This window comes from Methanobrevibacter sp., assembly GCF_017427765.1.
Classification (GTDB): domain Archaea; phylum Methanobacteriota; class Methanobacteria; order Methanobacteriales; family Methanobacteriaceae; genus Methanocatella.
Genome location: NZ_JAFRSC010000013.1, coordinates 18,956 through 45,538, shown reverse-complemented (window position 1 = coordinate 45,538; position 26,583 = coordinate 18,956). Strand labels below are relative to the sequence as shown.

32 protein-coding genes and 1 tRNA gene are annotated in these 26,583 nt (G+C 34.1%); 5 read left to right on the top strand and 28 right to left on the bottom strand.

All coding sequences use genetic code 11. The features are described 5' to 3' along the window. The 3 genes from IJL02_RS03110 to IJL02_RS03100 all read right to left on the bottom strand — a co-directional run. Positions 1 to 2,324 (bottom strand): Ig-like domain repeat protein (locus IJL02_RS03110; protein ID WP_292808915.1); only part of this gene is annotated, 2,324 nt, incomplete at its 3' end. Between the two features lie 251 nt (positions 2,325 to 2,575). Continuing rightward, entirely contained in the window at positions 2,576 to 3,043 is a 468-nt protein-coding gene (locus IJL02_RS03105; protein WP_292808913.1) for a hypothetical protein, read from the bottom strand. An 8-nt stretch (positions 3,044 to 3,051) separates the two neighbouring features. Beyond that, positions 3,052 to 4,722 carry a glutamate--tRNA ligase gene (locus IJL02_RS03100; protein ID WP_292808911.1) on the bottom strand — a complete coding sequence of 557 codons (1,671 nt, stop codon included), beginning with the start codon at positions 4,720 to 4,722 and terminating at the stop codon, positions 3,052 to 3,054. Positions 4,723 to 4,848: 126 nt separating this feature from the next. Here IJL02_RS03100 and IJL02_RS03095 point away from each other — a divergent pair, with 126 nt between their 5' ends. Genes IJL02_RS03095 through IJL02_RS03085 form a run of 3 tightly spaced genes read left to right on the top strand, consistent with a single transcriptional unit; the run spans position 4,849 to position 7,731 of the window. Then, complete coding sequence (locus IJL02_RS03095) at positions 4,849 to 5,850, top strand: lipopolysaccharide assembly protein LapB (protein WP_292808909.1); 1,002 nt, start codon at positions 4,849 to 4,851, stop codon at positions 5,848 to 5,850. Between the two features lie 49 nt (positions 5,851 to 5,899). Further along, entirely contained in the window at positions 5,900 to 6,922 is a 1,023-nt protein-coding gene (locus IJL02_RS03090; protein ID WP_292808907.1) for an aldo/keto reductase, read from the top strand. Next, positions 6,919 to 7,731 (top strand): class I SAM-dependent methyltransferase, encoded by an 813-nt coding sequence (locus tag IJL02_RS03085; RefSeq protein WP_292808905.1) that lies wholly within the window; start codon positions 6,919 to 6,921, stop codon positions 7,729 to 7,731. The genes IJL02_RS03090 and IJL02_RS03085 overlap by 4 nt, the downstream gene beginning before the upstream one ends. Before the next feature lie 146 nt (positions 7,732 to 7,877). Here IJL02_RS03085 and IJL02_RS03080 read toward each other — a convergent pair whose 3' ends face one another. Then, on the bottom strand, positions 7,878 to 8,465 hold the full coding sequence (locus IJL02_RS03080; protein ID WP_292808902.1) for a hypothetical protein: 588 nt from the start codon (positions 8,463 to 8,465) through the stop codon (positions 7,878 to 7,880). A gap of 4 nt (positions 8,466 to 8,469) precedes the next feature. Here IJL02_RS03080 and IJL02_RS03075 point away from each other — a divergent pair, with 4 nt between their 5' ends. Beyond that, a complete protein-coding gene (locus IJL02_RS03075) occupies positions 8,470 to 8,943 on the top strand; it encodes a restriction endonuclease subunit S (RefSeq protein WP_292808901.1) in 474 nt (157 codons plus the stop codon). A gap of 168 nt (positions 8,944 to 9,111) precedes the next feature. On the opposite strand, the gene IJL02_RS03070 is transcribed toward IJL02_RS03075, so the two are convergent. The 4 genes from IJL02_RS03070 to hcp all read right to left on the bottom strand — a co-directional run bounded on the left by IJL02_RS03070 (position 9,112) and on the right by hcp (position 11,901). Further along, the gene (locus tag IJL02_RS03070; RefSeq protein WP_292808899.1) at positions 9,112 to 9,690 is read right to left on the bottom strand and encodes a zeta toxin family protein; all 579 of its coding nucleotides are present in this window, start codon (positions 9,688 to 9,690) and stop codon (positions 9,112 to 9,114) included. Then, positions 9,677 to 9,871, bottom strand: a complete 195-nt coding sequence (locus IJL02_RS03065; protein WP_292808897.1) for a hypothetical protein — start codon at positions 9,869 to 9,871, stop codon at positions 9,677 to 9,679. The genes IJL02_RS03070 and IJL02_RS03065 overlap by 14 nt, the downstream gene beginning before the upstream one ends. A gap of 389 nt (positions 9,872 to 10,260) precedes the next feature. Further along, positions 10,261 to 10,590, bottom strand: a complete 330-nt coding sequence (locus IJL02_RS03060; RefSeq protein WP_292808895.1) for a cupin domain-containing protein — start codon at positions 10,588 to 10,590, stop codon at positions 10,261 to 10,263. Positions 10,591 to 10,593: 3 nt separating this feature from the next. Then, positions 10,594 to 11,901, bottom strand: a complete 1,308-nt coding sequence (gene hcp, locus IJL02_RS03055) for a hydroxylamine reductase (protein ID WP_292808893.1) — start codon at positions 11,899 to 11,901, stop codon at positions 10,594 to 10,596. 119 nt (positions 11,902 to 12,020) lie between these two features. Between hcp and IJL02_RS03050 the strand changes: the two genes are divergently transcribed. Then, positions 12,021 to 12,800 carry a TrmB family transcriptional regulator gene (locus IJL02_RS03050; RefSeq protein ID WP_292808892.1) on the top strand — a complete coding sequence of 260 codons (780 nt, stop codon included), beginning with the start codon at positions 12,021 to 12,023 and terminating at the stop codon, positions 12,798 to 12,800. Here the strand turns inward: IJL02_RS03050 and IJL02_RS03045 are convergent. The 20 genes from IJL02_RS03045 to IJL02_RS02950 form a co-directional block, all read right to left on the bottom strand. Then, positions 12,787 to 13,578: an ADP-ribosylglycohydrolase family protein gene (locus IJL02_RS03045; protein WP_292808890.1), complete on the bottom strand. Its 792-nt coding sequence runs from the start codon at positions 13,576 to 13,578 to the stop codon at positions 12,787 to 12,789. The genes IJL02_RS03050 and IJL02_RS03045 overlap by 14 nt on opposite strands. A 362-nt stretch (positions 13,579 to 13,940) precedes the next feature. Continuing rightward, a complete protein-coding gene (gene idsA / locus IJL02_RS03040) occupies positions 13,941 to 14,921 on the bottom strand; it encodes a short chain isoprenyl diphosphate synthase IdsA (protein ID WP_292808888.1) in 981 nt (326 codons plus the stop codon). Positions 14,922 to 14,933: 12 nt separating this feature from the next. Continuing rightward, positions 14,934 to 16,277, bottom strand: coding sequence for an RNase J family beta-CASP ribonuclease (locus IJL02_RS03035; RefSeq protein WP_292808886.1), 1,344 nt, complete (start codon positions 16,275 to 16,277; stop codon positions 14,934 to 14,936). A 3-nt stretch (positions 16,278 to 16,280) separates the two neighbouring features. Further along, positions 16,281 to 17,327 (bottom strand): type 2 isopentenyl-diphosphate Delta-isomerase, encoded by a 1,047-nt coding sequence (fni, locus tag IJL02_RS03030; RefSeq protein ID WP_292808884.1) that lies wholly within the window; start codon positions 17,325 to 17,327, stop codon positions 16,281 to 16,283. 4 nt (positions 17,328 to 17,331) lie between these two features. Continuing rightward, positions 17,332 to 18,132 carry an isopentenyl phosphate kinase gene (locus tag IJL02_RS03025; RefSeq protein ID WP_292808882.1) on the bottom strand — a complete coding sequence of 267 codons (801 nt, stop codon included), beginning with the start codon at positions 18,130 to 18,132 and terminating at the stop codon, positions 17,332 to 17,334. A 4-nt stretch (positions 18,133 to 18,136) separates the two neighbouring features. Continuing rightward, on the bottom strand, positions 18,137 to 19,099 hold the full coding sequence (gene mvk / locus IJL02_RS03020; RefSeq protein ID WP_292808880.1) for a mevalonate kinase: 963 nt from the start codon (positions 19,097 to 19,099) through the stop codon (positions 18,137 to 18,139). A 9-nt stretch (positions 19,100 to 19,108) separates the two neighbouring features. Continuing rightward, positions 19,109 to 19,957, bottom strand: coding sequence for an AmmeMemoRadiSam system protein B (gene amrB, locus IJL02_RS03015; protein ID WP_292808878.1), 849 nt, complete (start codon positions 19,955 to 19,957; stop codon positions 19,109 to 19,111). Positions 19,958 to 19,966: 9 nt separating this feature from the next. After that, positions 19,967 to 20,566: a 30S ribosomal protein S2 gene (gene rpsB, locus IJL02_RS03010; RefSeq protein WP_292740274.1), complete on the bottom strand. Its 600-nt coding sequence runs from the start codon at positions 20,564 to 20,566 to the stop codon at positions 19,967 to 19,969. A 24-nt stretch (positions 20,567 to 20,590) separates the two neighbouring features. After that, a complete protein-coding gene (locus IJL02_RS03005; RefSeq protein WP_292808876.1) occupies positions 20,591 to 20,785 on the bottom strand; it encodes a 4Fe-4S dicluster domain-containing protein in 195 nt (64 codons plus the stop codon). A gap of 24 nt (positions 20,786 to 20,809) precedes the next feature. Beyond that, the gene (eno, locus tag IJL02_RS03000) at positions 20,810 to 22,054 is read right to left on the bottom strand and encodes a phosphopyruvate hydratase (RefSeq protein WP_292808873.1); all 1,245 of its coding nucleotides are present in this window, start codon (positions 22,052 to 22,054) and stop codon (positions 20,810 to 20,812) included. A gap of 137 nt (positions 22,055 to 22,191) precedes the next feature. Beyond that, positions 22,192 to 22,398 carry a DNA-directed RNA polymerase subunit K gene (locus tag IJL02_RS02995; RefSeq protein WP_394355669.1) on the bottom strand — a complete coding sequence of 69 codons (207 nt, stop codon included), beginning with the start codon at positions 22,396 to 22,398 and terminating at the stop codon, positions 22,192 to 22,194. Positions 22,399 to 22,449: 51 nt separating this feature from the next. Next, positions 22,450 to 22,620, bottom strand: coding sequence for a DNA-directed RNA polymerase subunit N (locus IJL02_RS02990; RefSeq protein WP_042694539.1), 171 nt, complete (start codon positions 22,618 to 22,620; stop codon positions 22,450 to 22,452). Positions 22,621 to 22,667: 47 nt separating this feature from the next. Beyond that, positions 22,668 to 23,069 (bottom strand): 30S ribosomal protein S9, encoded by a 402-nt coding sequence (locus tag IJL02_RS02985; RefSeq protein WP_292808869.1) that lies wholly within the window; start codon positions 23,067 to 23,069, stop codon positions 22,668 to 22,670. An 18-nt stretch (positions 23,070 to 23,087) separates the two neighbouring features. Continuing rightward, entirely contained in the window at positions 23,088 to 23,510 is a 423-nt protein-coding gene (locus IJL02_RS02980; protein WP_292808867.1) for a 50S ribosomal protein L13, read from the bottom strand. A 13-nt stretch (positions 23,511 to 23,523) separates the two neighbouring features. Continuing rightward, positions 23,524 to 23,889: a 50S ribosomal protein L18e gene (locus IJL02_RS02975; protein ID WP_292808865.1), complete on the bottom strand. Its 366-nt coding sequence runs from the start codon at positions 23,887 to 23,889 to the stop codon at positions 23,524 to 23,526. After that, positions 23,889 to 24,692, bottom strand: a complete 804-nt coding sequence (locus IJL02_RS02970) for a DNA-directed RNA polymerase subunit D (RefSeq protein WP_292808863.1) — start codon at positions 24,690 to 24,692, stop codon at positions 23,889 to 23,891. Before IJL02_RS02970 ends, IJL02_RS02975 begins: the two co-directional genes overlap by 1 nt. A gap of 15 nt (positions 24,693 to 24,707) precedes the next feature. Then, positions 24,708 to 25,100, bottom strand: coding sequence for a 30S ribosomal protein S11 (locus IJL02_RS02965; RefSeq protein WP_069574667.1), 393 nt, complete (start codon positions 25,098 to 25,100; stop codon positions 24,708 to 24,710). An 11-nt stretch (positions 25,101 to 25,111) separates the two neighbouring features. Continuing rightward, positions 25,112 to 25,651, bottom strand: coding sequence for a 30S ribosomal protein S4 (locus IJL02_RS02960; protein WP_292808861.1), 540 nt, complete (start codon positions 25,649 to 25,651; stop codon positions 25,112 to 25,114). A 60-nt stretch (positions 25,652 to 25,711) separates the two neighbouring features. Continuing rightward, positions 25,712 to 26,161, bottom strand: a complete 450-nt coding sequence (locus tag IJL02_RS02955; protein ID WP_292808859.1) for a 30S ribosomal protein S13 — start codon at positions 26,159 to 26,161, stop codon at positions 25,712 to 25,714. Between the two features lie 192 nt (positions 26,162 to 26,353). Further along, a tRNA-Ser gene (locus IJL02_RS02950) sits at positions 26,354 to 26,438 on the bottom strand. Between the last annotated feature and the right edge of the window lie 145 nt (positions 26,439 to 26,583).

Here is a 26,583-nt window from a genome sequence, read left to right as displayed (position 1 = left end):
CCTTTTTCATCAGTAGTTGTGTTGTATACTTTACCATTGAATCCTATTTTCACAGCCTTATTTGCAATAGGTTTGGATCCGTCGGTTAAAGTCACTTCGAAGTATCCTCCACGCTCACCAGCATAATAATCAATAGCTTTAATGTTATAGTCCTGAGCTATAATGGCAGTATCCTGTCTTACAGGATTAATATTATTCAAAGTTATCTCAGCATCAGACGGCAAATATGAATCTTTACCTGCAAAAGCAATAGTTATTAAAGAATTGTCTTTTGCCTGGAAACTAAATACCCCATTATTACCTGTTGTAGCTGTTAAGTTACTGCTTCCAACCTTAACATTTAATTTGGCACCAGAAATTCCTTTGCCTTCGCCATCTTTTAAAACACCTTCAACAATACAATCCCCATCCACTTTTGTAATAGTGATTGAAGTAGAAATATCAGCCACATTCAATACATCTGATTTGACAAATTGATTATACTTATCATCACCTGAATAGGAAACATTGTAAGGATATTTTCCTTTATCAAGGCTTTCTAAATTAATATTTACTTTACCATTTTTAACTGTAGTATTATATTTATCACTGTTAATTTCAAGTGTTACGTTTCCGGATGCATCAGAAGGCAAATCAAAGCTGAATGTGGTTTGCTTTTGTGAAGCGGATGTCGGTAGCTGCACATCTGTTATGTCAATTTTTTTAACTTCTATTGATTTGATGACACTTGAATTTTTATAAAATTCATCTCCACCGTAAATTGCTTTAAATGTTTGATTTCCGGCCAATAAATCAGATATGGCAAATAAGGCCTTGCCGTTTTCAATGTCTTTAGTGTAGTTTTGTTTATCAAATGCCAAAACGACATTGCCTGTAGCTGTAGTGTTCAATGTAACATTAATGTATGCAATCTGACCTACTTCGATATTTGCAAAATCAACATCCAAACTGGATGCTACTTTCTCAACAATTACATCTGTTGATTTTTCAGCCGGAAGGTATGTATCATCACCTTTGAATTTAATCTTTGCAACATAATCGCCAGGATCGATGCCGTCACAGGACAGACTGATTTGACCTGATGAGTTGGTTGTCAAATTAGAAACAACCTTATTAAGAGTAACTGAAACTTCAACACCACCAACTGCCTTACCGTCGCTGTCAGTTAGTGTGGCAATCAGGACCTTGCCCCCATTGTAAGGAGTGGTAACTGCCGGAGCTGTAATTATAACCTTTGAAAGGGTTTTTACTGTTGTGTTATATGTGTCATTACCGGCAATGCCTGCAACATTATTTTCAAAGTTACTTCCAGCAACTGATGCGCCATACATTGCTCCACCATTTTCTGTAGCTTTATTGTTTGTGAAGTTACAGTTAGTTGCATTTACCCAATAAAGTGCACCGCCATTTTTCGCAGAGTTATTAATGAAAATACAATCTGCAGTTTTGTAAGCACCTTCCTTTTTTTCAGTACCCGTTATAATAGCACCACCATTTCCGCCAGCAGAGTTATTAATAAAAATGGAACTTTCAACAGCAGAACTATTCGTAATAAGATCATAAATAGTATAAATTGCACCACCATTGCCTCTTGCAGAATTATTAATAAATTCACAATTGACAACAGACAAACAATAATTGGTATGAATAGCACCACCAGAAGACTGTGCATAATTATTTATAAACTTAGAATTTACGACAGAAAATTTATTATGACTATAAATGGCACCACCATACCAAGGACCACTTGGGGATTTTGCAGTATTATTAATAAAAGTACAATTTTCAACAGACAACATATAACCATTATGTATAGCTCCGCCCCTAGCAGCCACGTTATTCATAAAAGTACAATTGACAACAGACAGAATGGCAGTATTATAAATAGATCCGCTCTCATAATAAGAAAGATGTTTACCATTCACAAAAACAGTGTCTTTAAAAACTATATTGCCTTTACTCAGTACAAAAAGTACGGCCGAATTATTACCATCAATAATGCAGCCGTTACCATGAATAGTTACATTACGTGAAACCTTTATTCCGGATTGATAACTGGAATCTGAATCTGAATGATACAGATAGGTTCCATTAAGATAAACATCACTACCCTCATTACCGTTAATAGCTGAATTTAAATCCGCAAATGTTTTAGGATTATCGGCTAAAACATCATCATTTACTTCATTTACAAGTTTATTTTGATTTTCAATGCCAACAACATCATCTGTGGCATTTTCGGCTGCATTTAAGCACCAATTGTAAAAATAGCCAATAAAAACAATGTTATTACCATCATCTTTTTTAATTTCATTATTTTTCAACCTATTTCAATTAATTGAATTGATATATATTTATAAATTAAATTGTATTTATTATTTCCTAAATAATTTTAAATTAAATATACAATAAACAAAAAAATATTAATTTTTCAATTATATTTTCAAATATGTTGAAACTATTCAAAAAAATCAAAAAGATTCCATTGCCAATCAAAATTACATTTAACTTTTTTAACAATTAAAAAACAATCAATATTTAACTGAAATTTGTTCAAAAAAAGTAAAAAGAAGAATTATTCTTCTTTATTCAATCTGTAGCTACCGTTTTCCACAATGTATTTTGGAACAATAATCTTTAAAGAACGAATAACATTTAAATAAAAGTCATCAAGTTCCCTGTCAGCATAAGGATAGATATATTCAAAAATATAGAGATTATCATCCTCGACATATAGAAATTCATTGCGGCGGATTTCTTTTTCCCCATCAGAAAAAGATGATACGAACATGTAATAGATTACGTCATTGATTACAATAAAATCTGAGCTAATCAGATTAATCTTGTCGTTTGCCTCCGCATTCTTTTCAATGCCGTCACAGATTTCAGGAAGGCCCACCAATGTAGGGGTTGTTGAAAATTTAATTGACATAGGTATTTTGGTATTTACCAGATACATGTCATTAAATTCCTCTTTTGTTGTAACCGCATCAAAATCTTTAGGCATTTCAAGAGTTACAAATCCGTTTGAAAATAAAGTCATCCAATCACCTATTTATGCGCATAATAAAATATCAGCCCATCATCGGCAATTTCATCAAGACGGGCAAATCCTACCCTTTCAAACTGAACTACATCTCCAACTGACAAGTCTTTTAGCGCAGCTTCACCAAGACCTTCTTTAACAGATGCATCATCCATTACGATTTTAACAGACACATTGTCCTGGGTTGGAACCCATTGAATAATTCTGGCTTTTACCTCACGTGCATCTTCAAAGGAAGTTGAATGATATTTTACTTCATCACCTGAAATTTCAACATTTACCGCATCCATCAATCTGAATAGACCATCTTTAATGTCGGATTCAGCCAAATAAACATTTCCGTCAAACGGCAAGATTCTGTTTCCCCTATCCAAGTGGTCTGCATGAAGTGGTCTTTCAACATCAACTGCTCCGCCTTCATAACCGTCAACACTAATTTCAACAGGGTTTTCACAGAAGAAGTATCTGTTTGCAACAGGTTCTAGGAAGTTACGGTTTAAACCATAGATTTTTTTCCAGCTTATAGCTGAATCAGCCATCTTGACGCCCATTTCGGTAATCAAATCATAAATTGATCTCGGGTCAATTCCACGTCTTGCAATAGCTCTAAGAGTACCTAATCTTGGGTCATCCCATCCACAATAGGTTCCGTTTTCGATACCCTCTTTTGCTTTTGAGGTACTAAGTGCAATATCCTCCATTTTAAGTCTTCCATAGTGGATGAATTCAGGCAAGTCCCATCCCATATGGTCATAAAGGTATTTCTGCTTTTCAGTATTTGCAAGATGATCTTTTCCCCTCAATACATGTGTCATGCCAAGCAAGTGATCATCAACTGCAACTGAAAAGTTCATCATAGGATATATTCTGTATTTTGTGCCCAAACGTGGGTGAACCTCATCGACCAGCCTCATTGCAACCCAATCCCTGATTGCAGGGTTTTTGTGGGCAATATCTGTCTTGACTCTAAGCACTGCTTCACCAGCCTCCATTGTGTCGAATTTCTCCCATAACTCAAGATTTTCTTCAACAGTATTGTCACGACATGGGCAGGCTTTGCAGTTGTCCTTAAGTTCCTTGAATGTTGCACCGTCACAGGTACACATGTAGGCTGCGCCCTTTTCTATTAATTGGCGAGCATAATCATAATAAATTTCAAATCTGTCTGACTGATAGACGATTTCATCAACTTTGACGCCTAGCCATTCCAAATCTTCAGGAATCATATCATAGGCAGGCTCATATACCCTTTTTGGATCGGTGTCTTCAATTCTCAATATTAATTTACCGTCATGCCTTTTTACATATTCTCCGTTTGGAACCGCAGCACGGGTGTGTCCAATATGCAGAGGCCCGCTTGGGTTTGGAGCGAATCTCAAAACGATGTTTTCATGAGAGCCAGGAAGTTCCTGCAAGCCTTTTTCTTTTGCTTTAGGTTTTTTATCTTCAAGCTGAATACCTAATCTTTCCATTTCACCAGCTTGCTCTTCAGTTGATAAAGCATTAACCTTTGCTACGATTTTACCAGACATAGGTCCAATTTCCTTTGCCTTGCTTCTGAGTTCAGGTTCATTTGACATGATTGAACCCATAACCGCTCCGGGATTTGCAGAACCTTTATGTTTTGCCGCATTCAATAAAGCATGTTTATAGATAATTTCTTCTAAATCATTCATTTAATCATCACAATTTAATTAATTTAATAAAAATAAGCATTATTATTTATCTATCTAAAAATATATAAATATAATGAGAGAGTAGTAAAAAAAATCGGAGATTGATAAAAAAATTAGGTCGATATAATGAGTGATGCTATCGAAAAGGCAAAACAATACATTGAAGAAGAAAACTACAAAGAAGCTTTAAGAATTGCCCGTAAAAGACATGCAAAAGATGACATTAACGAGTATTTGGAAATTCTTGACCTGTTAATCGAAAAAGATTATCTTCTAGCTTTAGAAGAAAAGGGACTTTACTATCAATACTACGATGAAAGCCATGACAACGGCGACTATGGTGAAAAATACTTTAACAAATACCTTGAAAAGCAACCAAAATCCATTAATGCCATATGTGATAAGGCAATGTCTCGCTTTAATAAAAACCATCTGGATGAAGCACTGGAGTTAATGGATGAAGCTTATGATAAATACAATCCCTATTCAAAAGCTGAAGAGCCAAGAATTAAAAAAAGCGAGGTTAAAATGGGTAAAATTGAGCTGTTGATACAGGCCAAAGAGTATGATGATGCATTGACATTACTAAAACACTTTGAAAATGAAAACGGCTACACCGAAAAGGTTCAATCATATAAGGGATTGCTATTACAGAAAATCGGTGAAAACGAAGATGCTTTGGAATATATTGACGATGCTCTTAAAAATGACGAGACAATACTTCTCAACAACTCCAAAGCGGATGCCCTGTATGATTTGGGAAGATACAAGGAAGCACTAAAATATTACAACCGATGCATAAAATACGAAAAGGAAGTAGATGACTTGGAGCTTTTGACCAACTTCAACTATAAACCTGCATATTGTGAACTTAAGCTTGGAAACACAGAAGAAGCCGTCAAATACTTAAATAAAACAATCAATATGCTGAATGAATATGGCAGACTTCCAAAAGATATTGAAGCGATCTATCAGAAATGCTCCTTTAAAAAAGATGAACTGATGAAGCATGGAGACATTGAAGATAAGGAATTCAAACAGACAAAGTTTCTTTCTGGAAAAACTGCAATTTACGTTTTAATTGCAATAATAATTATTTATATAATACTCAAAATATTCGGTTTTTAAGATTAACCTGTGAATTTTATCAGAATACTCACTAGTGAAATGAAATAGGATGGATTTTAAAATGAGGCTTGGAAAAACTAATTTAGAAGTAAACAAAAATGGATTTGGGGCTCTCCCGATTCAAAGACGCAATATGGCCGATTCAATTGAAATACTTCAAACCGCTTATGAAAACGGAATCAATTTCTATGACACTGCACATTTTTATACAGACAGTGAAGAGAAAATAGGCAATGCATTTAAAGACATTGCCCGTGAAGAAATTTATCTGGCAACTAAAAGCGGATCAGAAACTGTGGAAGATTTTTGGAGCGATTTGGAAACATCACTTAAAAGTATGAAAACTGATTATGTTGACTTGCATCAGTTCCACAACATTTCATTTTGCCCGAAAAAAGACGATGAACTTTACAAAGCAATGCTTGAGGCAAAAGATGAAGGTATGATTAGACATATTGGAATTACCACTCACAAAATAACCCACGCTCATGAGGCGCTTGACAGCGGATTATACGAAACATTGCAATATCCATTTTCCTATTTGAGCGGTGAAGAGGAACTTAAACTGGTTGAAAAATGTAAACAGTTAGATGTCGGATTTATTGCAATGAAGGCAATGGGCGGAGGATTACTTAAAAACTCAAAAGCCAGTTTTGCATATATAAACCAATTTGACAATGTCCTGCCGATATGGGGAATCCAAAAGCTTGAAGAGCTTGAAGAATTCCTAACATATGATGAAAATACTATTTTAACTGATGATTTAAAAGCAATTATCAAAAAGGATAAAGAAGAACTGGGAGAAAATTTCTGCAGAGGCTGTGCATACTGCATGCCATGTCCTGAAGACATCAACATTAGCTTATGTGCGAGAATGTCCCTTTGGATTAGGCGTTTTCCAACTGAACCCTATTTAACTGAAGAGTATCAGGAAATGATGGAAAAAACCACTAACTGTATGGAGTGCTATGCCTGCGTGGACAACTGCCCATATGAACTGGATATTCCTGAGCTTTTAAAAGAAAATTATGCTGATTATCAAAATGTTTTAAATGGGAATGTGAAATTATGAAACAGTGCATTGAAAATCCAAATGATGTCGACTGGGCCGGTTTTTGGGCTGAAAAACTCGCCACAAAAGTTGACAAAGACTGGGATAAAGCAGCACCTGGATTTTTTAAAAGAACCCATAAAGAAGACTATAACGATGCATTATTTGACATGCTGATTTTAGATGAAAATGACACAGTGCTTGATGTCGGATGCGGTGAAGGATCTGTAACCGTGCCTCTTGCTAAAAAGGTCAAACATGTAATCGGACTTGATTCATCACCTAAAATGTTGGAATATCTTGAAAAAAGATCTGCTGAAAATGATATTTCAAACATTGAAACCATTTTAAAACCGATTGAAGAGATAAAATACGATGAAATAGGAGATGTAGATGTTGTTGTCTGCTCAAGATCTCTAAACGGTATTATCCCAATTGAAGAAGTGCTGGCTGAACTGAATAAAATAGCTAATAAATATGTTTTTATAACAATTTTCGGACCTGAAAACAAAAAAATAGAAAAAGATTTTGATAAAAGAATTGGAAAACAAACCGAAAACTTTCCTGATTACAATTATTTCTTCAACATACTTTACAACATGGGAATATATGCAAATGTCCAAAGATTTGACCTGAACAATTACCGAGAATATGACAGCATTGATGAGGCAGTTGACAACGGCAAATTCCGACTGGATTTATACTCTGAAAGTGAAAAAGAAGAGCTTAAAAGATATTTATCCGAAATTCTAACCAAAGATGAAGAAACCGGAAAATTATTCAATGTAAAAGACAAAGCTGACTGGATAATGGTTTGGTGGAAAAAATGAACTAACAATAGGAGCAGTTAACCACTCCCTAACCTCCTCTTGGTTTGTGTGACATCATCCATATATGTATTTAAAAAAAAAAGAGATAACCATGACAAAATTAATTAAAAAAGATAGTATACTCAATAGTGCAATTCATCCACGACTTAAAAGAAGTCGTGGCATTCTTGCATTTTTAAGATAAATCGTTTAAGATAATAAGAGTCAGGTTTTGGCCAAATAAATCCTAATTTCTTAAGTATATCTACAGTCTGAGTGATATTTACATTAACTTCACTTGCATCTGCAGAAAGCTCTGAATCATCCATAGAGTTATCTGATGTGATTAATCCCTGAATATTTTCATCAAGATTCTCCATACATATTTCAAAAAATTCTTTATCACTGACACATTTAATATTATTACCCAATGAATTTAATGCTTCAATAATGTCTTTAGTGTATAAGAAATTATTGTTCTGGCAGTTGAACACACTGCATTGAGAAGGAGTTTTTGCCAATGCAATGATAGATTTTGCAGTAAAATCAATTGGACTCATCTCTATTTTTGCATTATACATGGAATCTGATATAACCTGAAGGTTTTTAATTGATTTGATATTGGATAAAAATGCATTGGTATCATAGTTTTTCTGGAATAATCCGTCATCATATCTGGCCATAAGGTTTCCGACCCTTACGATTTTTACATACAAACCATCCAGTGCAGCTTCAAGCACTTTCCTTTCAGCCAAAAATTTGAGTTTAGAATTTGATTATTATTCTCTTGGTGATTTAGTCAAGATTAAATATGGGAAAAATCAGAAGAAAGTTCAAGATGATGAGAATGGACAATACCCTATTTTTGGAACTGGTGGATTAATGGGTTATTCAATGAAATATCTTTATGATAAACCTTCTGTTTTAATTGGTAGAAAAGGTTCAATTGAAAAAGTTAGATATATTGAAGAGCCATTTTGGACTGTAGATACATTATTTTATACTGAAGTTAATGAAAAAATTGTTATTCCAAAATTTCTTTATTACGTAATGTCTTTAATAGATTTAAGCAGATATAATGAAGGAACATCAATTCCTAGTTTAAGAACTGAAACTTTAAACCGTTTAGACTTACCAATCCCCGATTTAGGTTATCAAAATAGAGTTTTATCAGTATTATCGAAGATTGATGAAAAAATTGAGATAAACGAAAGAATAAATAATAATTTATAATCCTAACTATTTAAAAGAAAATACTGTCAAAAATATATTCCAAATGAAATCAGCCAATAAAATAACTAATTTAAAGAATTTTAAAAAATTAATCATCAACTATAGCATATTCAAATAATATGTAAAAATAATATATAAAATAGATACTTAGCAAAAATATTGGGAGAATTAATTTTCATACATACTTATTCCAGTAAGTTTTTCAATATCTGAGAAATTCCAATACTTATTCTCCCAATGATAATACACATCTTTTCTTTTCTTAAAAATTCTAAATGGAACATTTGTATTATCATAAATATGGACAATATCACAAAGCTCAATTAATTTAGGGATTAAATCCAATGCTTTGAAGTATCTTGATTTAATTTTATCTTCTGGAACATTATGTCCTCCCATGGATTCCCTAATATTTACTCGAGTGATGTTAATTTTATAATCTGATGTCAAAACATAGATGCATCTTAAAAAATATCCTTTTTCTTTAGCTTTTTGGAGCAATTTTAGATTCCTATCTGTAGAAAGTACTGTCTCAAATGTGAAATCTTCACCTTTTTCAACCATCATTTCTCGAAGTTCTTCCGCTTTAACGGCGGCTTCCAAATCACTGCATGAATTTGATTTTTTAATATCGTCTGCATTAATATAGACACCAATGGTTTTTGCCATGCGAGTGATTGTAGTTTTGCCACTTCCATTTGGGCCTGCAAATACAATAACTTCAGGAAGTCTTTTATTCTTTGACATATTCCCTCTTTCCATCAGGATATTCTATGTAAGGACAATTAAGTTCATCATCATAACCCGCAATAGGAAGTCCTTTAATTTTACAAATATCTTGATCTATTTTAATAGATGCTTTAAATCTTTCTGTAAGTTCTTCATCGGAAATTCCGCATGTTGAATCTAATTCGTTACCTTCTTGCAAAATAAATCTCCTCCTATTTCTAATTGTATTATAAGATATAAACTTCATCAATAATAAATATTTTCAAACTGCGACTAGATGAAAAAGCACCGATGCACAAATAAACTGTAATTAATAAACCCAACTATATGATTGTGAATATAGATTAAAAACTGATATTTATAAGCCTATCGATTAAGTGAAAAATAAGTCACAGAATAATTTAGGAGCAAGCAATTAATTAAAATAAATAAAAAAGAAGAAGTGGAGATTTAAATTGAATTAAAACAATCAATTTCCATGATACTGCCCACATCCAACTTAATAAACTTCGGATTTTCTCCTTGCTGAAAATAAATATAATAAAGGTTGTCTTTTAATATGAGACAAACCTAAACTACATTACTATATTAGTCACTTTTTATCATGGTTAAAATCATTTTATATGGACTGTTTTCTGCCTGAAGCGCATGTGGCTCATTTGCAGGCATGATAATCATTTCACCTGCTTTAACAGTGTGTTTTTTACCGGAAATAGTTATTTCGGCTTCACCATCAATAACCTGAACCATTGCATCGAAAGGAGCTGAATGCTCAGAGAGGCCCTGACCTTGATCAAAGGCAAAGAATGTTACAGTTCCCAACTCCTTTTTGATTACTTCACGACTAACAACAGTATTCTGCTGATAGTCGACCAAAAATTGGATATCCAAAGCCTGTGCTTTAATATCCCCACTCATTGCTTATTCCCCCATAATAGTTTTAATATCGGCTATTGCATCACCAGTTGTTGGAGTCAAGTTGTAATTTTCAACTAGGACATTGATGATGTCTTCATTACACCATGCAGGAAGAATCGGTCCAATCCACATGTCAGTTTTTCCAAGGTATAATAATGCCCATAAAACTGCAGCTGCTTTTTGTTCCATCCAACTGAGCACAATAGTTAATGGTAAATCATTTAATGGCAAGTCAAATAATTCAGATAATGCTAATGCCACATCCACTGCGACAATAGTATCGTTACATTGACCTACATCCAATAATCTTGGAATACCTTCAATATCACCTAAATCTAAGTCATTGAATTTGTATTTACCGCATGCTAATGTTAAAATTACAGTGTCTTGAGGTAAGTTCTGTACGAATTCTCTGTAATAATCGTTGTGTTTAGCTGCTTTGTCACATCCTCCGACAACGAAGAATCTTCTGATTTTACCTTCTTCAACTAATCTTTTAATTGTATCAGCATGTTCTACAATAGCTCCTGCACTCCAACCAGTAGTTATGGTAGTTAATTCTTCTGGTTCTAGAGATCCAAGAGATTTTGCGCATTCAATAACTTCTGAGAAATCATAATCATCTATAGTTTTTACTCCTTCAAGTTTAGCTACATCCATAGTGAACATTCTTTCTTTGTATGCGTCAAGAGCAGGAAGTACACAGTTACTGGTTCCAACGATTGCTGCATTGTATTTCTTAAAGATTGTTCTTTGATCATGCCATGCTCCACCTAATTGTCCTGCTAGGTTTTCGTATTTGTTTAATCCAGGATATCCGTGAGCAGGTAACATTTCAGAGTGAGTGTAAACTTTAATGTCTGTTCCTTCAACTTGTTTTAATAATTCTTCGAGAGCTTTTAAGTCGTGCCCGGTTACAATTATTGCAGGACCTTCTTGTGCCCCAACTTTAACTTCTACAGGTTGTGGTTCACCGTAAGCTTTAATGTGAGCGTCTTTGAGTAATCTCATTACAGCTACGCTTTTTTCACCAGCTTCAAGTGCCAATGCAACTAAATCCTGAACATCAAAATTAACGTTAGTTAATGTTGTGTACAATCCTTTGGTTAAAAATGCATCGATTTCAGGATCATAAGCTCCTAAAACATTTGCGTTGTAGTTGTATGCACTTATTCCTTTCATAGTGAAGATTAAGTTATCCTGTAATCTTGCTACGGTTGGTTTTTTACCACAAACTCCACTAACAGTACATCCTGTACCTTTAGCGGTTTGGGAACATTGATAACAAAACATATCTAATCCGTCTGCCATAATAATTACCTCTTTAAGAGTTGTTAATATTTATTTAATTAAAGAGAGTATATAAAGATTTTGTCACTTGTTAAGGGTTAAAAGTAACAATTATATATGGTTACTTTCAAAATATTATTATGGATGAAAATTTATCAGTTTTAAAAGGAATTGGATTAACAATGTATGAAGCCCAGGCATATGTTGCACTGACATCACTGATATCCGCAACTGCAGTTGAAGTGTCCGAAAGTGCCAACATTCCAAGAAGCAAAATATATGATGTGTTGAAAAAACTAAATGAAAAGAATTTCATTGACATTGAGGATGGAAGACCATTAACATACAACGTTAAATCTCCAGTTGAGGTATTATCCCGTGAAAAAGAACGGCTGGACAGCGAAATTGATGATACCATTACAAGGTTAACATACGTTTATGAAAATGGTATGAGTCAGGTTCAGGCCCCTATCTGGAGAATATATGGCGTTGACAAGATTATCTCACAGGAACTTGAAATCATAAAAAGGGCAAAAAAATCAATAAATATGAGAATAGGATTTCTCTTTGAAGGCGAAGGGGATGAATTAGTAAAAGCCCTTAAAAACAGATCAGATTTAAGAGTAAATATCCTCGCTTCACCAACTTGCTATATCAATGATGAAGAGTTTAACATTATCCAACTTTTTAAGGAAAATGACATCAATATCCAAAAAGCAGATATTCCATTTGTTAAGCTTATCATTTCAGATTCAAAGGAAATGATGCATACATACACAAAGTTTACGGAGGATAAACGAAATGTAATTCCACAAACAGCAATTGGAATCTGGAATAAATACGAAGATATAGCGCGAAACTACGATGACAGATTCATGAATCAGTTAAAAAAATTAAAAAAGAAATCTAAACAGAGTTAAATTTCTCTTCAAAATCAATGAAAACATTTAGCAACGTATAATCCAGACGATGAATAGTTTTATATGAAATACTTTTAGGAACATCCCAAAATGCTGATGCAATACTTCCTGCAATTGCAGCTTGTGTATCGGCGTCACCGCCTAAAGATACTGCATTTCTAACTGCATCTTCAAAGTCATTGGCTTCTAAAAAGCAAATTATTGATTCAGGGACACTTCCTTTGCAAGACACGTCAAAAGAATAATAAGACCTTATTTCATCTAATGGCCTGCTTAAATCATATTCATATCTAACTTCAACATGGTCTTTAATTTCATCTTTGCTTGCGCCAACTCTTGCAAGATAAATTGCATCTACGGTCGCAAGCGCTCCTTTAATGCCTTCAGGATGATTGTGAGTTACAACAGCAGAAGTGTAAGCCAAATCCTGTGCTTCCTCAAGAGTATCTGCAACCCAAGCACATGGTGAAACGCGCATTGCAGATCCGTTTGCCCAACTGCCATAAGGTTCGGGACTGTCCTGTCTTAACCATTCATAAAACCTGCCACCATAACCTGCATTGGGATATAAATTACCAAAATATTTTAAATTTTTAATCAAAACATCTTTTGAATCTTTATTTTCACATAACCACTTAGCTACTGCCAATGTCATTATAGTATCATCAGTGAATATGGACCTTCTTGTAAATAAGTCAAAATCCTTAGTTTTTATGGGGTCAAACTCCCTGGTTGAACCAATGATGTCCCCACTTATAGCTCCAATTATACCTTTCATAATAATATATTGTGAATAAATCATTAATAAATATTATTGACCCCACTTCGAAAAATTGCTTTAAGAGTGTAAAATTGTCCCAGAAAAGAATAAAAAAGATTATATAATTCTTTAAACATAATTATAGACGATAATATCTAATATTATCAAAAACACGGAAATTTCTATATATCTAAAAATAAAAAATCATTCAAATGACATGCTTCATTGAATAAATTCATATACGTATTACCAAAAAAATATAGAAATTTCATGCAATTACTTCACAGAGAAATCTAGCATAAAAATTAGTGGTTCTGGGTTCGCCCGGAACCATAAAAATAATTTTCTAATTCTAAAAAAAATAGTAAAAAAGAGAGAAATTATGCACTTCTCTCAAGTACGAAATCTGCAATGTTTGCAAGTACCTGTTTGGATGAAGAATCAGGTAATATTTCAAGTACTTCTTTAGCTTGGTCAACAGATTCTAGTGCCAAATTGCGAGCATATTCAATAGCACCACAATTTGATAAAATTTCAATTGCCTCATCTATCTCATCTTGAGAATTTTCTTCAGCTTTTAAAATTTCTAATAACTTATCATCCTCAACATTATCCAAACCTTTAATTGCAATAATAGTCATCTTGCCTTTTCCAATATCTGATCCAATAGGTTTTCCTAATGTTTCTTCATCGGAAGCCAAGTCAAGATAATCATCCTGAATTTGGAAAGCAAGTCCAATTAAACGACCATATTCATACATTGCTTCAATGACTTCATCTGATGCTCCTCCCATGATAGCTCCTGCTTTAGTAGCAGCAGCAATCAGTGCACCAGTTTTTTTGAAAATCATTTCCATGTACTCATCTTCAGTCACATCAAATCTATCTTCAAAGCCCATATCAGATGCCTGACCTTCACAGATTTTTACACATGCATCTGCAACAGTAGCCAATGCCTTGTTGTTTTGCTCTGAACTAGTGCCCTCAGTGCCTATAATTATTTCAAAAGCTTTTGAAAATAAAGTGTCACCTGCAAGGATAGCTACATCATCACCCCAAACCTTGTGAACTGATGGCATTCCTCTCCTCATATCATCCTGATCCATGATATCATCATGAATAAGTGAAAATGTATGAATCAATTCTATAGCTGCAGCGGATTTAAGTGCATTTTCGCGTTTTCCTCCAACAGCTTCAGCAACAATTAAAGTTAAAGCCGGTCTGAGCATTTTTCCACCAGCTCTTGTAAGATAAACTGATGCTTCTGCAAGATTATCCGGAGTAATAGTTGCCAATTCCTCTTCAATAGTTTTTGTAATGTCAGTTGAATAATTTCCTAACACTTCTTTTACATCACTCATATTATTCCCTCTTTAACTTTTAAAAACTTGTGCCTGAGCATTCCTTAAGATATGAATGTCATATCCTATCCTATAACCTTCCTCTTCGGCAAGTTCAGCGTAAGCTGCAAGCATTGATAAGTCTCCGTGTGCTGGAATAATATGTTGTGGTTTTAACATACGTAGGAATTCTCTGTGATCTTCTCTTCCAGCGTGTCCAGAAACGTGAGCATTCGGATAAATTCTAGCACCTTTTAATTTCAATCTCCTTTCCATAATATGCCTATTTGCAGCATTGGTTGGATTCGGAATGATTGGTGCTGAAATGATTACATTATCTCCCTTTTTAATATTGAATGGTGTTCTGCCATTAGCGATTCTTGGAAGTAATGCATCAGGTTCACCTTGGTGACCTGTAGTTACAAGCAAATAATTTGCCCTGTCTTCATCAGCTCTCATTAAAGCTTTATTGACAGCTTTTGGAGAGCCGTAAATACTGGCATTTTTCGGTAATTTTAAAATACCCAGTTTTTGTGCTATTCCGCAGAACCTTTCCATAGACCTTCCTAGGAAGAATATTTCCCTATGGCTTTTTTTAGCGATATCTGCAATAGCCTGTACACGTTCAACGTGAGATGAAAATGTGGTAACAATCATACCAGTTTTCTCTTGAAGAGGCCCTTTCATTACGTCCTCTAAAATATTTTTAGCTATTCTTTCTGAATGAGTTTTAACCTCATTATAGTTTTTGGCATTAGTTGTCTCAACAATTAAAGCAAGCACTCCTTTCCTTCCAAGTTCTTTTAACCTTTTGTAATCAGGAGGTGGAGATACTTTTTGATGATTATCAAATTTAAAGTCTAATGCATACACAATAACTCCTTCTGGAGTATGCAATACCGGAAATACTGCCTGCGGAATACTGTGAGTAGATTGAACAAACTCTAAAGTAATATCTTTAGATAATTTCAATTTACTTCCAGGGTTTAAAGGTCTGATTGGATTTGTAACCTTAAATTTACGTTCACCTTTAATCTGTTTTTCAATTAAAGCAGCAGTATACGGTGTTCCGATTAATGGTGCATCATATCTGTGAGCCAATTTGGCTACTGCACCAATATGGTCCAAGTGACCGTGAGAGAATACTATTCCTTTTACTTTACCATCCACATCTTTCATTAAGGTATCGTCTGGAATAACTCCTCTTTCAATTAAATCTAAGCTATGCATTCTATCAATATCAGTATCTTCATGCATACTGATTCTGTCAAGATGGATTCCCATATCAAAGATAATTACATCTTCGCCAATCCTAACAGCAGTCATGTTTTTCCCGACTTCTTGATATCCGCCGATAGCGATTACTTCTACACTCATGTTTTATCTCCTTGAATAATTTTTAGTGTTAATTCCTCTTTCATTGAGCCACTCCCTTGTTTTTCCTCGAATGACTAAATTAGATTGTTTTAGTTCTTCAATGTTGTTAGCTCCAACTAAAAACATTGCAATTCTAAGTGAATCATTAAATCTATTAATAAAATCATTAAGTTGTTTTTGAGATGCACAATTTTTTAAAAATGGCAATGCCATGCCCACAGCATCAGCTCCAAGAGCAATAGCTTTAGCCGCTTCAAGACCTGTTCGAATTCCTCCGGAAGAAATAACCGGAATTTCAACTGCATTAGTAACTTCAGCAGTACTAATTGCTGTAGGAATTCCCCAATCCCAAAATATTTCACCTAAATATCTGTCTTCAGCGCGGTAGGTCTCAACTGCAGCCCAGCTAGTTCCGCCAGCACCTTCAATATCAATAAAATCAACACCTGCATCAACCAGAACCTTTGCTGATTCTGCAGATATTCCACATCCTGTTTCTTTTGCAAGTACTGGAATATCAACTGATTGTGTAATTTGACTGATTAAGTCAGTGTAACCTCTTGCATCCAAATCACCTTCCGGTTGAATAGATTCCTGAAGAGGATTTAGATGAATTGCCAAAATATCTGCATCTAAAATTTCAACTGCTTTTTCTGCTAAATTAAGTTGTGGTGCGCCAATGTTTCCGACAAGCAAACAATCCGGAGCATTCTCACGAACAACAGTGTAAGTATCAGCAAGTTCGGGATGCTCACAGGCAGCTCTTTGAGATCCAACACCCAAAGCAATATTATTATTTTCAGCTGCTATTGCCAATTGCTTGTTTATTGATTTTGCAGCCGGATGGCCACCAGTAATAGCTGTAATAAATAAAGGAGAGTCTAATTTTTTACCAAATACTGAAGTTGATAAATCAATTTCATTCTTATCCACTTCAGGAAACACATTATGGATTAATTCTATATCTTCAAATCCAGTAGTTTTATTTTTAAACTCCACATCATAATTTTCACAAATTAATAAATGCTCTAATTTTCTATCTGAAATCATATTTTTAATTTCCCCTTGAAATTATTGTTCCTTTTACCTTTTCATCTTCCAAAACTTTGAAAATATTATTTTTAACTTCAGCATTTATTATCATAGATTCGATTCCTAAATCTGCTAAATATAAAAGTTCTTTAATTTTTCCAACCATTCCACCTGTCACATCGACATTTGTAGTTCCTTCCAAAGTGTCTAAATCTTCAATTGATGAGAATTTTTCGAAAAATATTGCATCATCATGTGTTTTAGGATTCTTGTTGTAAACTCCATCAACGTCAGTTCCCAGAATTACCTTATCAGGATTTAGATTTACGGCCAAGTATTGAATTAACTGGTCACCTGAAATTACGCAGATTTCAAGCTCGCTGTCCAAGACAACATCACCATAAATAACTGGAATAAAACCTTTAGAAAGATAATTTTTAAAAGATTCCAAATTTCCTTTAGTGATTCGTTTATTTGTAGCAGTCATGAAACTTGAAGCAGGAATTGCAACAACCGGCAAGTCTTCCTCAATGAATGCTTCACAGATTAGCATGTTTAACTTTTTAACTGCATTCTGTGTTTTGCAAAATCCGATTCTTTTTTGTGGCAGTTCACTTTCATCAAACACCTCACCGATCTTATATTCCTTGGCAGGCGGATGTCCGAATGACCCCGCACCATGAACAATGATTAATTGCTTATCTGACTTGTCAAGTGAAGACTTGATTTCACCAGCTATTCTTTTTAAAGAATCACTGTCAATTTCACTTTCAGCAGAATCTTTATTGGTCAGGATACTTCCACCAATTTTTAAAATTATCATAAAATCACTTATAAACCCTTGAAGAAACTCCTTTTCGAGTGAAATGGATTTTTAAAATATTATCATCACGAGCTATGGCCTCAGCAACTTCATCCACTTTGCCTGGGCAGAGTGCAATAATACTACCCCCACCACCAGCACCAGTGGTTTTAGAACCAATAGCACCAGCTTCCCGTGCATTATATACCATTCTGGATAATTCTAATGTATTTACTCCTAAAACATCAAGAAATCCATGATTAATATTCATCAATTCTCCAACTTTATTGAAATCTCTTTTTAAAATAGCCTGTTTTGCATAATTAGTCAGATTACCCATGGATGTTATTACCGGATTGATAATTTTAGGATTTTTGTTTTTAAGATTTCTAACGTCCTTTACCATTTTACCGGTGTTTCCATGTTTTGTAGTATATCCCACTACAAAAGGAACATTAAAATTAACTTTAAAATGCTCAACTTTTTTATTTCTGGATAAATAAACAAGACCTCCATAAGTAGAAACTAAAGTGTCAAGCGGGCTTGCAACACCCTGAACTGCCTGTTCAACCATGTGGGCGTCATGAGCTAGAGATTTTTTATTAAAACGAATATTGTGATATCTATACAATGCAGCCAAAGTAGCTACTGTAACCGCTGCAGAAGATCCAAGCCCCGAACCGATAGGTACATTTGATGACAATGTAATATCAATTGGAGTATGGTCATGTACTCTGTAAAGAGACTCTAAGATATATCTAATAATACCAGGTTTTCCTTTCAATAAAATATATTTCTTTTCACGTGTAAGAAGTTGCGCTTCAAAATTAATATTTGGAGCTCTAAAAATAGATCTGTCATCTTCAGATTCCTTAATAGTAACATAAGCCCTTTTATTTACAGCACCCGCTATAGCAGGTTCATCATAAACTACAGAATGCTCTCCGAATAAAATTGCTTTTGCAGGAGCTGAAGCCTTAGCTATCATAAATACACCTTATTTAAAAATACCTGAAGCATAACCTACTACCGAAGTCAAATCTCCGGTAACATCACCGCTTGTTCCATAAGCCAATATTTCACAATTGTTTTTATCAGTCATCTTTGAAACAGCAATTGTTGTCATTACCGGACCGTAACCGCACATTGTTATATTGTACTGAACAACCTCTTCAAAAAGTTTGAATTCATTCATCTCTGCAATATCTTCCAGAACAAAACCATCAACCTTATTGGCTTTTTCCTGATTGTTAAAATGAGACAAATCAGTGCTGGCAATAACTGCATAGGATTTACCTAACTGTTTGCCAGATTCAACAATAGCTTTTGCCAAATCATTTGAAGCAGCAAAAGATTGTGAACCCATAGTGACTGGAACTATTTTAAAATCACTGGAAAAATATTGTAAGAAAGGTAGCTGAACTTCAATACTGTGTTCATGAGTGTGAGCTGCAAAATCAGCAGTTGCAATATCTGAATTATCAATTAATGTGTTTGCAAATTCGCCGTCAACATTTACACTACCTAAAGGAGTTATCCACTCCCCTTCATTAAACACTGAAATTTCACTACCATAACCTGTGTGATTAGGACTTAATATAATAAAAACTTCAGGAAAACCATTTTGAACTAATTTGCAATAGCTATGAGATGCTATTGCACCGGAATATTGATAACCTGCATGCGGAACCATAATATTGATAGGATAATCTACACCATCAAATTTATTCAATTTCGGTATTTCCCCAACCCCAAAATCATCTAAAAAACAATTTTCAATAGTTTTAACTAGTGTTTCAGGATTAGCCGGATAAAATGCTCCGGCAACAGCAGGTTTTCTTAACATTTAACTCGATTAGAATTTAAGTTCAAAGTCAGTTGCTTCAATATCTAAGTCACCATCTTCTGGGATGTCGCCTCTTTCTCTTAAGATTTGTCTTGCAAGTAACCAGTAAACTAATGCAATAGCTTTTCTACCTTTGTTGTTTACAGGTACAGCAATATCAACAAAACTGAGTAAGTTTTCAGTATCACATAATGCAATTACAGGAATACCGTTTTGTTTTGATTCTAAGATAGCTTGAGCATCAGATCTTGGGTCAGTTACAACAATGATTTTTGGTTCGATGAATTTAGCGTAATTAGGGTTTGTTAAAGTACCTGGAATGAATCTGCCAGGGATAGTTTTTGCGCCGGTAATTTCACCGAATTTTTTAACAGGAGCCTGACCGTATTGTCTGGTAGCTACTACTAAAATATCTTCCGGGTCATATTTTGCTAAAAGTTTTGCAATCTGTCTGATTCTTTCATCAGTTTTTTGAATGTCTAAAACATATAAACCGTCGGATCTTACTCTAAATATATATTTTTCCATGTCACTAGTTTTTTGTTGGGTTCCGATATGTAAACCTGCTGCTAAATAATTATCTAAATCTATTAAAAGTTCGTTAGTCATTAATAATCACCTTTTTTATTATATTTAATCTTCATCATCAATGTGTACACATTCATTTGGACATACGTCCATACATACTTCACAATAACTGCAATCTTCAGGATTGTTAATTGTGATTTTATCTCCTTCGAGAACTAATACTTCCATTGGGCAAACGTCAGAACATTCTGCACAGTCAGCACCATCACATTTATCATAATCAATAGTTACTTTTGCCATTAAACTCACTCCCTAAAATATTTATTAGAATTCACCCATTTTCGGATTGGAAAGTTCTTCTTCAATGCGAATAAGTTCATTTAATTTAGCTATTCTTTCACCACCAATAGCTCCGGTTTTAATCATCGGAGATGCAAAACCAACAGCAAGGTGTGCAATAGTTTCATCAGTTGTTTCGCCTGATCTATGGGATACAACCGGTACAATACCATTTTCTTTTGCTAACTTTACAGTAGCATAAGTTTCAGATAAAGAACCGATTTGATTAGGCTTAATGATAATAGCATTTGCGGCATTCATTTCAATACCCTTATCCAACAATTCTTTATTGGTTACGAATAAATCATCACCACAAACCAAACATTTATCCCCAACTTTTGAAGTTAACTCGCTAAATCCTTCGAAATCAGATTCATCGAATGGGTCTTCCACATAAAACATTTTATAAGTATCAATGATTTCTTTTACAAAATCAATTTGATCTCCGGTGTCTCTTTTAACACCATCTTGAGCATAAACATATTTTTGCTCATCAACATTCCACAATTCAGAAGCTGCCATATCTAAAGAAGGCCTAATTTCAATACCGAGTTCATCACCAACTTCTTCACATGCCTTAGCTTGGATTTCCAAAGCTGCATCATTAGTGATATTTGGTACCCATCCTCCTTCATCGCCTTTACCACCAGTAAAATTGGAGTCTTTAGTTTGAATTAACTCTTTTAATCTTTTGTGAACATTAGCATTAGCAAAGATAGCTTCACTAACTCTGGTAGCTCCTATAGGAACAACCAAAAATTCCTGAATATCCGGTGCATTAATGCCTGCGTGAGCTCCGCCGTTCATCATATTTCCTAAAGGAAACGGTAATTCATTTACTAAACTTCCACCAATGTATTTGTATAATGGCATGTTATAAGATTTTGCGGCTGCTTTAGCAACAGCCATGGAAATTGCTACTGTAGTATTACCACCAATAGCTGCCAAATTATCTGTACCATCGATTTCTCTAAGGACTTCATCAATAGTAGTCAAATCTTCAGCATCCATTCCAATAAGTTCAGAAGCTATAAAATCTTCCATTTCACGGACTATTAAATCTACTCCGCCTTCCGGAAAAGATACAACTTCCCTGGAACCAGTACTGGCTCCACTTGGTGCAGCGGCTCTACCAAAACCATTCCAAGTAACTACATCTACTTCAATAGTTGGGTTACCTCTGCTATCCAAAATCTTACGAACTTGGACATCTTCTATTACACTATCCAAAAAAAACACCTCAGTGCCATTTAATTTATTACCATATAATCTATACTCTTTAAAAAATCAGTAAGTTTCTTTATAGAGTTATGTTGGTATTTTTTATTTTTTTTAAATAATTTAAGAATAAATAGAAAAAAAACTATTTATTCATCTCTAATAACATCTAATGGTAAAACTCCAGCTTTTAACTCCTCATAAGCTATGTCAATTGGATCTAATGAATCTTTAATATCAACTAAAGGTTTTGCACCCATGGATATTTGAATTGCTCTAGCTCCAAGAAGTCTAGCTCTTTCAAACCTTGTTAATTTTTTCTCAACATTCATGAATATTACTCCATTATTAGGCATATATTTTACCAAGATTATATTTTACAATACAATATCCCTACAATTGTAAAATTATTCCCAGGTTTCCACATGAGAAATTAACATTCTTCTACAACAGTATCTAGTTAAACCTAAGTCATCTAAAACATCTTTTGACTTTTCCCCAGCAGCTACCCTTTTGTTATATTCATCAAAGTAAGCAGATACTGGTTTTCCACAACTTAAGCATCTAATAGGAATCATTTATATCATCTTTTTTAATTTAAATAAAATATAAAGGTACAGAGTAATTATCTGTAACTTTTTTGTTTACGTGCTCTTGCTCCAGGACCACCATATTTTTTAGGTTCAGAACGTCTTGGGTCTCCAACTAACATAGTTCTGTCATATTGTATGAATTTTTCTTTTAAATCCATATCCTGAGACCATTGTACAAGTCCTTTTGCAATTACCATACGTGCAGCTTCAGCTTGGCCCATTACTCCTCCACCAACAACACGGATATTGATATCCACTTCATTAGCTAAATCTCCAGCTAAGGTCAATGGTTCTTGTAATTTTAAGTTTGCAAGCTCAGGAGAATAAAGTTCTAAAGGAATTCTGTTAATTCTTACTTTACCTGTTCCTTCTTGAACAGTACCTCTTGCGATAGCTGTTTTACGTTTTCCACTTGTATGAATAACTTTAACCATAATCACACATCCATATATCTAAAAGGTAGCTCCTAAAAGTTTGGAGATTTCCCCTAATTCAATACCTTTTTTAATGTTTTTGTATTCTGCTTCAGGAACTGAAGTGAGTTCAGCATCTGCATATTCTGCAGGAACACCAACAAAAGCTTTTAATCCTTTGTATGCAGTTTTACCTTTAGCTTTTTTGAAAGGTAACATTCCTCTTACAGTTCTTCTAAATATATCATCTGGTCTTCTAGGATATTTAGGACCTAAGTCACGAGGGTTGGAAATACTTGCCCTGTCAACTCTTTGTTTGTATTTAGCATAAGCCCAATCCCTATTACCAGTTAACATAATTTTTTCAGCATTAAGAATAACTACTTCTTCGCCTTCTAAAAGATTCTTACTAGTTACACTAGCTAATCTTCCTAAAACGCATCCTTCTCCATCAATAATCATAATAACACCCTATTTATTCAATGATCCTAATGTTTGATCCTTTAGGATTTGATTCGATTATCTCATCAATTGAGATGCATTCTCCACCAGCACTTTCAATTTTTTCTTGTGCTTTAGCTGAGAATTTTAATGCTACAACATCTACTTTTTCTTCTAAATTACCGTTTGATAAAACTTTACCAGGCACTAAAATAGTTTCACCAGCTTCAGCATGTCTTGCAATATCAGACAAATTTACTTCAGCAGTTCTTCTATTAGACCTTTCAAGTCTTTGTGCAACATCTTTCCAAATAGCTGCATCTTCACTTCTTGATTGTTCATAAAGTTTATTAATAAGTTCAATAAGGTTAGGATTTGTTTTAACTACTTTCTTAACCATTATTTACTTCCTCCTTCTTCACTAAATTTGATAAACTTATCAGCTTTTTCACCTAATACATCACAAGCTTTTAATAAAACTTCTTTAGGAGGCATTGCTCCATCTGTTTCAATTCTGAAAATGAAATCGTTTTCGTGATATCCAACATTAATATAACCATTTGAAGAAGCTCTTACGCAACTTTTACACATGGCACAGTTTTCAATATCCAAAATTTTAATCTTTTTGGATCTTCTATCTGATTTTAAAACGCCACGAGGACATGCTAAAGCACAGTCGTAGTCAATTTCCACATCTTCATTAAAAGTTATTTTAGGATATTGTTTGTATGCGCATACTGTAGTTGGCATCCATTTTGCATGTTCTTTACCGTATCCAACTTTTGCAGAAGCTTCAATATCTATAATTTCATCTTCTTTAAGTTTCACTAAAGGAATTGTGTCGTATACTGGTTTAATTTTTGAGTCTGAAGATATTAAATCCTTAGAATAAACAACTTTAGGTCCTTGTTCTTTTAGCTCAAACAATATTCCGCTTTTGAAATCTTCCCATTCTTCATCTTCAGGTAATGGTAAGCCTTCAAGAGCGTCCAAATCAGAAACTAAAGGAGTTAAACCAAGTCTATGAGCAAGTACCTCGTTAAACATTGCAGAATCATTTCTAATAATATTTACATCTTCAATAGCTATTTTAGGCACATTTACCATTGCGCATCTTCTAATAGCATTTATAAAAGGCACTTCTGCGTCACGAACAATGAATACCATTTCATTGTCGCTTTGACTTCTAACTTCTATCTCCATATTAAACCCTTCCACTTATACTCTTCTTCCTCTTTTACCACCAGGTCTTCCAGTACCATCGTGAGGAATAGGAGTGATATCTTCGATTTTACCTATTTTAATTCCAGCTCTTGCTAAAGCACGAATAGTAGCTTGTGCACCAGGTCCTGGACTTCTAGGTCCGTTTCCACCAGGAGCTCTTACTTTAATATGTAAACCGACGAATCCTTTTTCTTTAGCGTCATCAGCTATTCTGGTTGCTGCAGCCATAGCTGCGAAAGGTGAAGCCTGTTGTCTGTCTGCACGTACAACTTTTCCACCAGACCATTGAGAAATAGTTTCGGCACCAGTAATATCTGTTACAGTAATAATAGTGTTATTAAATGATGAGTAAATATTAGCTATACCCCATTTTTCATCTTTTGCCATAGTTACACCTTTTATTCTTCTGTATTAGCTTTATTAGCTTTGTTATTGTTATACTCTTCAATTTGTTTAGCTACAGGTGAAGAACGATAGAAACCTATTTCATCTTCTTGACCTTTCAAGACTACATAACTTGGTGAGTTGATTTTTTTACCAGCTAAAGCTATGTGTCCATGTACAACAAACATTCTTGCTTCTTTAGGAGTACGAGCTAAACCTTTTTTGTATACAATAGTTTGTAATCTTCTTCTTAAGATATCTTCAACGTTTAAATCTAAGATTTCTTCAAGAGCAGCACCTTCTGGCAAAACACCGGTTCTAGCTAAGTGTCCTAATAATTCTAATTTTTCGTTAACCATTTGATCAGTACCGAAACCAAGTAAATATCTTGCTTCCCTACTGTATCTTCTGACTAAAGTATCAGCTTTCCAGATTTCTTTTTTATTTTTTAAACCGTATTTAGTCATTAATTTGTTTTCATTTTTAATTCTTTCCGCATTCCAAGGATGTGGTGGTGTATTATACTTTTTCCTTGATTTTCTAGGTTGTCCCATTAAAACATCTCCTTATAAAATTGAATTTAAAATATTTAATTTATAAAAAAAGTCCCATGCCTATCCGCGTGAACGTTTTACACCAACTGAAGAACTTTTTCTGAAAGTAGATTTGGTTCTTTGACCTCTAACAGGTAAACCAACTTCATGTCTTCTACCTTTGTAACTTCTGGTCTTTTTCATTCTGTTTAAATCATCTCTTAAAGTCATATCAAGATCAGATTCAATTAAGTGAATGTCATCACCAGTTTCATAGTCTTCCCTACGATTTAACATCCAGGAAGGAATGTCAAATTTTTGTGGGTCTTCTAAAATTTCTTCAATTCTTAAAACATCTTCGTCAGCAATGTATCCAATTTTAGCGTCTAAATCTAAGTCTAAAGTACGGCACATAGTTTTAGATAAAGATATTCCAACACCTTTGATTTCAGTTAAAGCTTGTTCAATGGTTTTGTTACCATTTACATCCTTTCTTGAAATACGCACTAAATGCTTAAAATCGTCTTCCATTAAATAACCTCCATTTATAGAGCGAATCTACGAGACGTAAAATAATAGATTCGAATGTTTTGAAATTCAAAACACAGTTCTTTCAACAATGTAAAACTTAGTTTAAATAAACTAAGAGTGCAAAAAAATATCAGTTTAACAAGTATTTTAATAATGATATTAAATTAAAAAACTAAGTTAAAAACTAATAAACGCCGAGACTGGGATTTGAACCCAGGAGGGCTGAACGCCCACGAGATTTCCAGTCTCGCGCCTTACCAGGCTAGACTATCTCGGCATAATAGTTAGCAATACTTGCACATCATATTGACTAGTATAATATGATAAGATAATATATAAATCTACACCTATATAAAGGTATTGTTTAAAATGAAGTTTTCACAAAAAAATCTTCTTAATAATAATTATTATTTAACCATAAA